Here is an 8,702-nt window from a genome sequence, read left to right as displayed (position 1 = left end):
ATCCCGTTCCACAACAAGCTGGCCGATCTTGGAATGCAGTTTGTCGACATCAGCGGCACTAACCCGTTCAGGCGCTGAACCTTGGCGCGTAAAGGCCGCCGCCATGTTTTCTATCGCCGCGCGTTTCCACGTCCCAATCTGCGTCGGATGCACGCTGTATTTCTTGGACAGCTCGGCAAGCGTCATCTCCTCACGGATCGCTTCAAGAGCAACCTTGGCCTTAAAATCCGGCGAATGGTTCTTTCGTTTCTTCATTTTGGATCGTCACTTTCATCATGCGATCCACCTTAACGTCTGGTCCGAATTTCCGCGACCACCTCTTCCAAACTACCCTTTCGCTACGTGCTCGTGGAACCAAAAGGGAGCGGGATGAAGCTATTACTATGCTCCGGAACTATGCTAACTGCATCGAGGACGAATGCGTTCTTATTCTACAATGGTGGTTTCTTGGGAATATCCCAAACTTCGAAGCGCTTGCGTCATCATGCAGGCTAATTCATGCGTGAAGGCGCGTCATTAAATCGCCTTGGTATCTTCAGTTTCTGGTAAAAGAGACGGGCAGATTAAAGTTGTACTGCGCCGCTGTAAGACCTGTTGGGGCCGCAGGATATCGGGCTTTTTTTACAGCTCTGATCGCAGCTTGGTCCAGTGTCTTGCTGCCGGATGATCTGACGATCGTTACGCCGTTCAGACGACCGGGCCTTGATACAGCGATACGCAAAACAGTGGTCCCACTGTCTGATGTGCCAGAAGGATAACGCTTGCGTCGCTCAATCCGGTTGCGAATGGACGCACCCCATTGCGATATAAGGGACTTGCGCGAGGCCTCGGACAGGCTGGCGCTCTGCGTGGCCTGGGTGTTTCCCGCATTCTGGCCTGTTTCCCCATCCGAAGCGGTCTGCTTTTTCGATGCTGCAGCCACAGTTTGAGTTTTGGGTTTTGTCGGCGTGACGGAGGGTTCTGGTCTCGTTTTGGGACGAAGCGATGTTTTGGGCGCATGGTTCAGAATGTCGGGTTTCGTCGTGTCGGTATTAATTTGCGGAAGCGATTCTGTAGGCCCTGGGAGGGCTGGAACCCGATGCGATTGGCCTGGCATCGCAACCATATCACGCTCGGCTTTGGGCGGTGACAGGGCGGGTGCGGTCAAGGTTTGCGGTGACGGCGTGTCGGGGGGGGTAAGCGGCTCGGGCATTTGTTGCATCGCCTCGACTGGGCGAGTCCACGCGGCAACTCTGTCAGCTATATCGGTCGAGCTGGCCATCAGCGATACGCTGGCCTGTCCGGCGGCGCCGTGCGATTGTACGCCGGTTTGACCAAATTGAACGAACAGCCCAACATGCACCAAAGCCGCGATGCCGATGAACACTATGAATTCACCAGACCGGATCATTTCTGATCCGTTGCAAGCTGGATATGCTCAAACCCCAAGGCTGAGATCCGGGCGAGTACCGAGGCCAACTGGGCGGCGGGCAATGCCGCGTCCGCACGGATCAGCACTGTGGCCTCGGAGGGTGTTTGCACCTCTGCAAACCTGTCCCAGACATCGGCATCCCGCAGATCATCCAGTGCAAGGGCACCTTCGGCAGACATATGCAGGCGCAGGCCGTCCTGTGCCGCATCACCCCGTTGCACGACTGGTGGGGTCACGTCGATGGGTGGCGGCGCCACGATCTGCGCGCTCATCAGGAAAAAGATCAGCAGCAAGAAAACCACGTTGATCATCGGCAGGGCGGGTTCTGACTGGCGGCGTCGCGTAGGGTGTGAAAAATCCATGGCGTTATTCCACCAATATCAAGCGCGTGAACCCGACTGCGGTCAAACGCTGTACAAATTCTGTCAGGCGCTGCACATCCGCCCCGTCGCGGGCGCGCACCAAAACCGCGTCATCCGGCGTGTCGGTGAGTGACACGAGCGCCTGCGGCAAATCCGCTTCGGTCTGCGATATTCCGTTCAGGAGAACGCCGTCGGACAACAGAGTGATCAGTCGCGGCGGGCCGGAATACTCACCGGCACCTGACCCATGTGCCATATCAACCGCGGTTTCGCGCCCGAACTGTGCGGCGAGCATAAAAAACACCAAGAGCAGGAACACCACGTCAATCAGTGGGGTCAGCACCGGTTTTCGGCGTGCACGGGTTGGCGCAAAGGCAAACATCAGGCGTGGCGCGCCTTGAGGGTCGGGGTTGGTTCGGGCGCGGTGAACACACGCGTTGCCGTGTCTTCCATGTCGGCCTGAACCCGGTCAGCGATGCTTTCGATCCAAGTGAGCGCCATCGAGGCCGGTATTGCCACGGCCATGCCTGCTGCTGTGGTCAAAAGCGCCTCCCAAATGCCCCCGGCCAGCACCGACGGATCAGCCTGATTGCCGCTGTCCTGCAAAGCCTTAAATGCCGCAATCATGCCCAGTACCGTGCCGAGCAGACCAACAAGCGGCGCGATTGTGGCAATCAGTTCAAGCGCGCGCAGCCCAGTGCGCGTGTCCCAAAGCAAGGATTTGGCGACGCGGGTGGTTTCCTCGCGGGCCTCGGCATCAGTCAGTAATTCACTGCGGTGATTGCACATGGCCGCGTGGGCCAGCGTTGCCCGCAAGCTGCACTGACCTGACAGAGCAGTCACAGCTTTGTCGCGGCGACCATTGCACCAGTCTCTGAGCGCCTCCTCGGTTCCGGCACTGGACCAGGCCCCGACGCGCCAAAGCCGCCAGATCCTCCACAGAATGATGGCCAGTGTCAGCACGGACAAAACCGCAATCACCCATAGCGCCACGCCGCCGCGTTCCAGAAATGTGGTTAGCCCTGATATATCCATCTTACGGGTCCCCTTGTTGCGCCATCAGTTTCGTGGTTTCACTTTTGCCCGGATCATAGCGTTGCATCCATTCGGTGGCACCCTTGGATACAGCCTTATACACCGCACAGCCCGTCGCCTCACCGATTTCAGTGTGCAATCCGGCGTAAGGCGTGCTGCCCTCTGGCGCTGCCACGGCCACGCAATCCGTGCCGGTGCCCGTGGCGATGCCTGTCGGCAGGGTCAAACCGGCATCCATGACGGCGGCGGTGCGGGCCTGAACGACGATGCTCATCACTTCCAGCAGGGCGGCTTGGGATATCGCAGTGTTCAAATGCAGGGCGATATTTATCGTGCCCCAGTCCTTGCCGGTTCTATCCAGTCGATAACCCACCCGTTCCGCGTTTGAAAACCCTACCGTGGCCACCGCATGCGCCCTCGTCGTGCCCACCTGGGTCTGTGCTTCGTTGTAACAGCGGATATCGCGTGAGGTCAGAAAAGCGACAGCATCCGCCGCATCGCGTGCCTGCAATTCACCGTCCAGCCACGCGTCGACATCCAGATCAAGGGTCAGATCCGCATTGCGCACCTCGCGCCACAAAATGCGGCGGGCGCGCACAAAACCGGGGCGGTTCATTGCCCAGCTTAGCACCTGCATCTCAGCACCAAGATCAAAGTCCATCCATGGGCGGTTCAGTGTGATCGGGCTCATCGGATCACATCCAGTGGCTGATAGACAAAGCCCTGATCCGTATGCTGGCACCAGGCCGTGATACCAAAAACCTGCGCCAGTGTTTCGGGCGAAAGAACCTCCTCGGGCGTGCCATCGCCCACCATGGTGCCGTTACCCAGCAGGATCAAGCGCGTACAATGCCGCGCGGCCAGTCCCAGATCATGAAGCGACACCAGCAGGGATTTCCCTTGTTGCGCAAGGGCTGCGAAGGTTTGCATCGTCGCAATCTGGTGGGCGGGGTCCAGCCCGGCAATCGGCTCATCCGCCAGCAAAAGCGGCGTGTCCTGCGCCAGGGCGCGCGCGATCAGCACTCGGGCCTGTTCGCCGCCCGAAAGCTGCGTGGCTGGGCGATGGCGCATTTCGGTCAGATCCATCCGGGCGAGGGCGGCCTCAATCTGCCGGATATCATCGGCACCCGGTTTCTGAAGCGTGCCCAGATGCGGTATCCGCCCCAGCATAACCACGGATTGCACGGTGATCGGCCAGGCAATTTCGCGCATTTGCGGCATCCATGCAGCATGTCCGGCCCGTGCCGCTTGCGGAAGCTGCGCCAGACTGCTCAGACCACCGTGCGGCAGCAAGCCAAGAATAGCCCGCATAAGTGTCGTTTTGCCCGCCCCATTGGCGCCGATCAGACCGACAAATTCGCCGGGGCCGATGTCGAAGGACACGTCGTGAATTACGCCTCGGTTTTGCAAGGTAACCGAAAAGTCGGAGACGGACAGCACGGTCATAGCCGCTCCTTTCGCAGCTTGAGGATCAGATGCAAAAAGAGTGGCGCGCCGACCAGGGCCGTCAGTACGCCCAGCTTCAGATCACGGTCCGGCAGGACCACACGCGTGGCAATGTCAGCCGCAAGCACCATCACCGCCCCGCCCAGTGCCGAAGCCCAAAGCAGCCGTGAGGGATGCGCGCCGACAAAGGGGCGCAGTATATGCGGCACCACAAGTCCCACAAAGCCGATGGCCCCCGCCACAGCCGTGCCGGCCCCCACCACACAGGCGGTGCCAAAGACCAGTTGCAGGCGTAGCCGGCTGACATGGATACCCATCGCCTGTGCCGCGTCCTCGCCCAAGGTCAGCGCATCAAGACCCCGCCCCAGAGTACTGAGCAATGCCAGGCCCAGACCCATGAACGGCGCGGCAAGCCACACATGGGTCATTGATCGATCCTCAAGCGAGCCCATCATCCAGAACACGATTTCACTGGCGGCGAATGGATTTGGCGACAGGTTCAGCACCAGTGAGGTCAATGCAGCCGCCAGCGCCGAGACCGCGATTCCGGCCAGGATCAACGTGAGAGACGTGCCGCGTGGCCCAACCAGCGCCATGACCAGCAAGACCGCCAAGAGCGCACCGCTCAGCGCCGCCAATGGCAGCCCGAGGAAGAAACTTGCGGCAAATCCGGTCTGAATCGCGATCACGGCGCCCAGGGCGGCAGACCCCGACACGCCGATCAGACCAGGCTCGGCCAACGGATTGCGCAGATAGCCCTGCATCGCGGCCCCTGCCAGCCCAAGGCTGGCACCGATCATCACCGCCAACAGAGCGCGCGGCAGGCGAATTTCGCGCATGACCAATGCGATTGGGCTGTCGCCCCCCGCCATCAGCGCCCGCAGGCTATCAGCCAAGCCGATACGTGCCGGACCGATCAGCAAGGACACCCCGAAGAGCACCGCAACGGCCAGGCTCAGCGGCAGCAGCAGCCGTATCATGGCTGTACCCCGGTCATGGAGCGGCGCAAATCGGCCAATTGCTCTGCCGCGCGCAGGACAAAAGGCGTGCCGCAAACCCAGTCATGATCTGTCACAGCAGCGGTGGCACGGCTGTCCTGTATGGCTTTGACCACCGGATGTTGCATCACGTCTTCGGCCCGCGATCCACCTGGATAAGGCGTTGTTGTGATCACCAGATCTGGATCCGTCAGGGCCAGAACCTCAAGCGGCATCTTTTGGCCCGAGCCATAGCCTGCCTCGATTGCGGCATTGCTGAACCCGGCCAGTTCAAGGATATCATTTGCCAAAGACCCTGCACCGGAGGTGAAGCCATTGGCATAGTAGAAGATCGCCGCGGGCCGCGGTCCAGCCTCGGACGCCAGTGTCGCGCGGCGCGTCTGAAAATCGGCAATTATGGCTTGCGCCTGAGCCTCACGATGCAAAACGGTGCCCATTTTGGCCAGCTGATCCGTCACCTCATCCAGGGAAGACGTGATCGCAAAGATTTCCACACGGATGCCCAGCCCGCGCAGCATATCGACCGTGGTCCGCGGCGTATACTCACCCGCCAGCACCAGATCGGGTCGCATCAGGTAGATATCTTCGGCTTGCCCATAGTTGATGCGATAGCCTCGTGCCTCTTCAGCCATGGGCGAGACATGGGTGTCCAGCGCGATCTGCGAAACTGACAGCAGCTGCCCTTCAGTGGCCAACATCATGGCCAGCTGATCCGTGCATAGGTTCATGGAAACGACCCGTTGCGGGGCATCAGCCTGCGCATCTGGCGCGTTACAGCACATAGCCGCACCCACCAAAACGATGCGCGCCGCCAGGGCCTTGATATGCTTAGAAATCCACACGCAACCCACCATAAAGCGCGCGACCGGGCTGGTTGAAACCGCCTGCGGTCTCATAGTCCTCGTCCAGCAGGTTCTCCATTCTGACATAGATCTCGGCCGCGTCGGTTACGTCATAGGACAGACCCGCCCCGACCAGTGTGTAATCGCCAACTTTGTTACCAGCAGGCGCAAATGCGCTTGGCACCACGTCCGCGACATGACGGACATCCAGATAGCCACTGAACCGATCCGTGAACGCGCCAGAGACACCGATTACCGCATCATGCTTGGGGGTGCGGGTCAGGCGGACACCATCGGTTTCCGCATCGGTATAGGTGTAGGCCCCATAGACGGAAAAGCGATCAGCCATCATATATTCGCCCGACAGCTCGATCCCCTTGGATGTGGTCGTGCCCGGCACCTGATTGAAGCAGCCAAAACCGCTTCCGCAGATGACCGCGCCCGGATCAAAGTCAATCAGATCATCGACGTCAGTGTAGAACACCGTGGCTTTGACAAAGCCACGATCGCCGTATGTCTTTTCAACACCCAACTCGTAGCTGATGCTGTCTTCCGGCTGCAGGGCCGGATCACCAAATGCGCTGAAGCGTTCGAACAGCGACGGCGCACGATACCCGGTGCCCACCGACGCCCGCACAGCAATATCCTGCTGTGGGCGATAAACGGCGGTCAGACGCCCGGAGGTTTGTCCGCCGAAGCCAGAGTTGTCATCGTGGCGCAGAGCAGCCGACAGATCGACCTGATCTGAGGGGCTGAACAGCAATTCGGTGGTTATGCTGGTATTGTCCTCTGATCCGGTGACGGCACCGTTGTCTATTTCTTCGTCCGTGTGATCAATGCCGAAGTTAAGCGTTGTTGCGGCCCCAAGTTCGGCGCTGCCCAGATAAGATATCGACTGGCGCTCACCCTGAAAGCGAGTGGTGACGCCGCCGGGATCTTTGCGATCAATGTCGAAGAAAGAATAGCTGAGCGTGTGGGTGATGGCCGCAATTTCAAACGTTGCGAACACGCGCGCCCCGCGCTCTTCCGAGAACAGCTCGCCTGTGGTGTCGAGCGTGAAAGGCGAACGGTCAAATTCGCTTTCGCCGTCCCGGTAGAGCAATGCACCCCCGACAGTGAAAGTGTCTGTGATCGCATACTCACCCGACATATGAAGCGTAGATTGCTCAAACCCGTCGTCTTCCGTGTTGAACGATTGTGACGAGATGCCTTGCGTCTCAATGCGGCCATAGCTGAGCGCGACAAAACCGCGGTCGGTTCTGTACCCGAGGTTCAGCGTGCCGGAATAGGTGTCAAAACTTCCGGCTTCTGCCTGTACCTGGCCTGAAAACCCAAGTTCAGTGGGCTGAAACGTGGTGATGTTGACCACACCGGCAATGGCCTCGGATCCAAAAATGGCCGATTGCGACCCTTTAAGCACTTCGACGCGGTCCACCCCGGATGCGGTCAAACCGCCAAAGTCGAACTGGTTCTGTGTGCCCGACGGATCTGATACATCAATCCCGTTGATCCGTACACCGACATAGCGCGACGGCAGGCCGCGCACCTGGATCGTGCCAAGCCCCCCCAACCCGCCATTGCTGGTGACATTGACGCCGGGCAACCGCGCTAAGCGGTCGACCACGCGGGTGTCGTTTGCGCCTGCGTCTTCGCCCGCCAACACCTCGACATTGGTGCCGGTGCGAACCTGTTCAACTGGCGTCAATGACGATGCCTCGACGATGATCGGATCAAGATCAAAGGCCAGTTCCTGAGCGAATGCGGGGGTGGTCAGAATGGCGGTGCTCGCCAATAGGGATGCCATGTGGTGGCGTGTCATAGGTATTCCTCCATCCGCAGAAGCAGCGGGTGTCGTTGAAATAACTGACGGAAGAGCAGACTCCGCCAGCGGTGCAAATGCCACCACGACGGAAGGTCCGTAGTCCATAACGCGCCCCGCGTTCGGACAGGGTGAACACTTCGGCAGGTCTCCTGACTCGCGGGTCGATGCTCGGCCGGGTCTTCCCACTGTGGTATTCACAGCAGTGACATGTTCCGGCTTTGCTCGCCGCTTACAGTTGCGGGGGCAGTCACGGATTTGGTGCCAATTGGCGGCGCCTCACCGTGTTCCCTATTATCCAGACTTACGCTGTCCGGACCGAAGTGAGTCGGTGTGTATTGCAAGTGGCAAAACTTGGAAAGTAAAATCGGATGTCGCGTTATGTCTTGTTCAGTTTACTTTGCATCGCGCTTCTCGAGCAGGACCACCTCTTTATAAGTAGTCGCCGGATATCCCGTTGCCCCATCTTCGACGTTCGGCCCAAGCTCTGCTTGCCGCCAGTAGAATGTTGTCGTGGCACCAGCCCCAACCAAGCGGCGAAATCCCGACTGCGCTTAAAGACAGAGAGAGGTGGAGCAAAAGCCTCTATCGCCATTGCGGTAATGGGGCCAACTCCCGGCATAGTCATCATCCGTAATGAAGCATCAGTTCGGGCGGCTTCTTGTTTCAACGTCGCCTCCAACTTCAAAATGCGAGATGATAGATCATCGATTTGCTCAAGATAGGTGTGAGCTGTTTCGACAACCAAAGGCTCCACTTCAGCTGCGGCCTCATCAATCAACCGCCGGA

10 protein-coding genes, 1 pseudogene and 1 riboswitch are annotated in these 8,702 nt (G+C 59.2%); all 11 genes and pseudogenes read right to left on the bottom strand.

The features are described from left to right. The coding region (locus BMZ91_RS21890) for a transposase (protein WP_143076430.1) at positions 1-255 on the bottom strand (255 nt) is incomplete at its 3' end. Between the two features lie 280 nt (positions 256-535). Beyond that, a complete protein-coding gene (locus BMZ91_RS20525; RefSeq protein WP_092842450.1) occupies positions 536-1,390 on the bottom strand; it encodes a TonB family protein in 855 nt (284 codons plus the stop codon). Beyond that, positions 1,387-1,773 carry an ExbD/TolR family protein gene (locus BMZ91_RS20520; protein WP_092842449.1) on the bottom strand — a complete coding sequence of 129 codons (387 nt, stop codon included), beginning with the start codon at positions 1,771-1,773 and terminating at the stop codon, positions 1,387-1,389. Before BMZ91_RS20520 ends, BMZ91_RS20525 begins: the two co-directional genes overlap by 4 nt. 4 nt (positions 1,774-1,777) lie before the next feature. Then, positions 1,778-2,155 (bottom strand): ExbD/TolR family protein, encoded by a 378-nt coding sequence (locus BMZ91_RS20515; protein WP_092842448.1) that lies wholly within the window; start codon positions 2,153-2,155, stop codon positions 1,778-1,780. Beyond that, positions 2,155-2,808: a MotA/TolQ/ExbB proton channel family protein gene (locus tag BMZ91_RS20510; RefSeq protein ID WP_092842447.1), complete on the bottom strand. Its 654-nt coding sequence runs from the start codon at positions 2,806-2,808 to the stop codon at positions 2,155-2,157. The genes BMZ91_RS20515 and BMZ91_RS20510 overlap by 1 nt, the downstream gene beginning before the upstream one ends. A gap of 1 nt (position 2,809) precedes the next feature. Beyond that, the gene (locus tag BMZ91_RS20505; RefSeq protein WP_092842446.1) at positions 2,810-3,499 is read right to left on the bottom strand and encodes an adenosylcobinamide amidohydrolase; all 690 of its coding nucleotides are present in this window, start codon (positions 3,497-3,499) and stop codon (positions 2,810-2,812) included. After that, complete coding sequence (locus BMZ91_RS20500; RefSeq protein WP_092842445.1) at positions 3,496-4,254, bottom strand: ABC transporter ATP-binding protein; 759 nt, start codon at positions 4,252-4,254, stop codon at positions 3,496-3,498. Before BMZ91_RS20500 ends, BMZ91_RS20505 begins: the two co-directional genes overlap by 4 nt. Beyond that, positions 4,251-5,234 (bottom strand): FecCD family ABC transporter permease, encoded by a 984-nt coding sequence (locus BMZ91_RS20495; RefSeq protein WP_092842444.1) that lies wholly within the window; start codon positions 5,232-5,234, stop codon positions 4,251-4,253. Before BMZ91_RS20495 ends, BMZ91_RS20500 begins: the two co-directional genes overlap by 4 nt. Beyond that, complete coding sequence (locus tag BMZ91_RS20490; RefSeq protein ID WP_245736519.1) at positions 5,231-5,980, bottom strand: ABC transporter substrate-binding protein; 750 nt, start codon at positions 5,978-5,980, stop codon at positions 5,231-5,233. Before BMZ91_RS20490 ends, BMZ91_RS20495 begins: the two co-directional genes overlap by 4 nt. 100 nt (positions 5,981-6,080) lie before the next feature. Then, complete coding sequence (locus BMZ91_RS20485) at positions 6,081-7,913, bottom strand: TonB-dependent receptor plug domain-containing protein (protein ID WP_177193945.1); 1,833 nt, start codon at positions 7,911-7,913, stop codon at positions 6,081-6,083. A gap of 125 nt (positions 7,914-8,038) precedes the next feature. Next, positions 8,039-8,251: riboswitch (cobalamin riboswitch) on the bottom strand. Between the two features lie 95 nt (positions 8,252-8,346). Next, a pseudogene (locus BMZ91_RS21885) lies at positions 8,347-8,702 on the bottom strand (transposase); the annotation flags it as partial.

The sequence above is a fragment of the Roseovarius lutimaris genome, from assembly GCF_900115165.1.
GTDB classification, from domain to species: domain Bacteria; phylum Pseudomonadota; class Alphaproteobacteria; order Rhodobacterales; family Rhodobacteraceae; genus Roseovarius; species Roseovarius lutimaris.
The sequence above is the reverse complement of the archived record's forward strand: the minus strand, read 5'-3'. Positions and strand labels throughout refer to the sequence as shown.

What these genes read in the sequence shown, in the direction of transcription:
- BMZ91_RS20510 (WP_092842447.1), bottom strand. Translation starts at nt 2,808, where the DNA reads ATGGATATATCAGGGCTAACCACATTTCTGGAACGCGGCGGCGTGGCG.
- BMZ91_RS20515 (WP_092842448.1), bottom strand. Translation starts at nt 2,155, where the DNA reads ATGTTTGCCTTTGCGCCAACCCGTGCACGCCGAAAACCGGTGCTGACC.
- BMZ91_RS20500 (WP_092842445.1), bottom strand. Translation starts at nt 4,254, where the DNA reads ATGACCGTGCTGTCCGTCTCCGACTTTTCGGTTACCTTGCAAAACCGA.
- BMZ91_RS20505 (WP_092842446.1), bottom strand. Translation starts at nt 3,499, where the DNA reads ATGAGCCCGATCACACTGAACCGCCCATGGATGGACTTTGATCTTGGT.
- BMZ91_RS20520 (WP_092842449.1), bottom strand. Translation starts at nt 1,773, where the DNA reads ATGGATTTTTCACACCCTACGCGACGCCGCCAGTCAGAACCCGCCCTG.
- BMZ91_RS20495 (WP_092842444.1), bottom strand. Translation starts at nt 5,234, where the DNA reads ATGATACGGCTGCTGCTGCCGCTGAGCCTGGCCGTTGCGGTGCTCTTC.
- BMZ91_RS20485 (WP_177193945.1), bottom strand. Translation starts at nt 7,913, where the DNA reads ATGACACGCCACCACATGGCATCCCTATTGGCGAGCACCGCCATTCTG.
- BMZ91_RS20490 (WP_245736519.1), bottom strand. Translation starts at nt 5,980, where the DNA reads ATGAACCTATGCACGGATCAGCTGGCCATGATGTTGGCCACTGAAGGG.
- BMZ91_RS20525 (WP_092842450.1), bottom strand. Translation starts at nt 1,390, where the DNA reads ATGATCCGGTCTGGTGAATTCATAGTGTTCATCGGCATCGCGGCTTTG.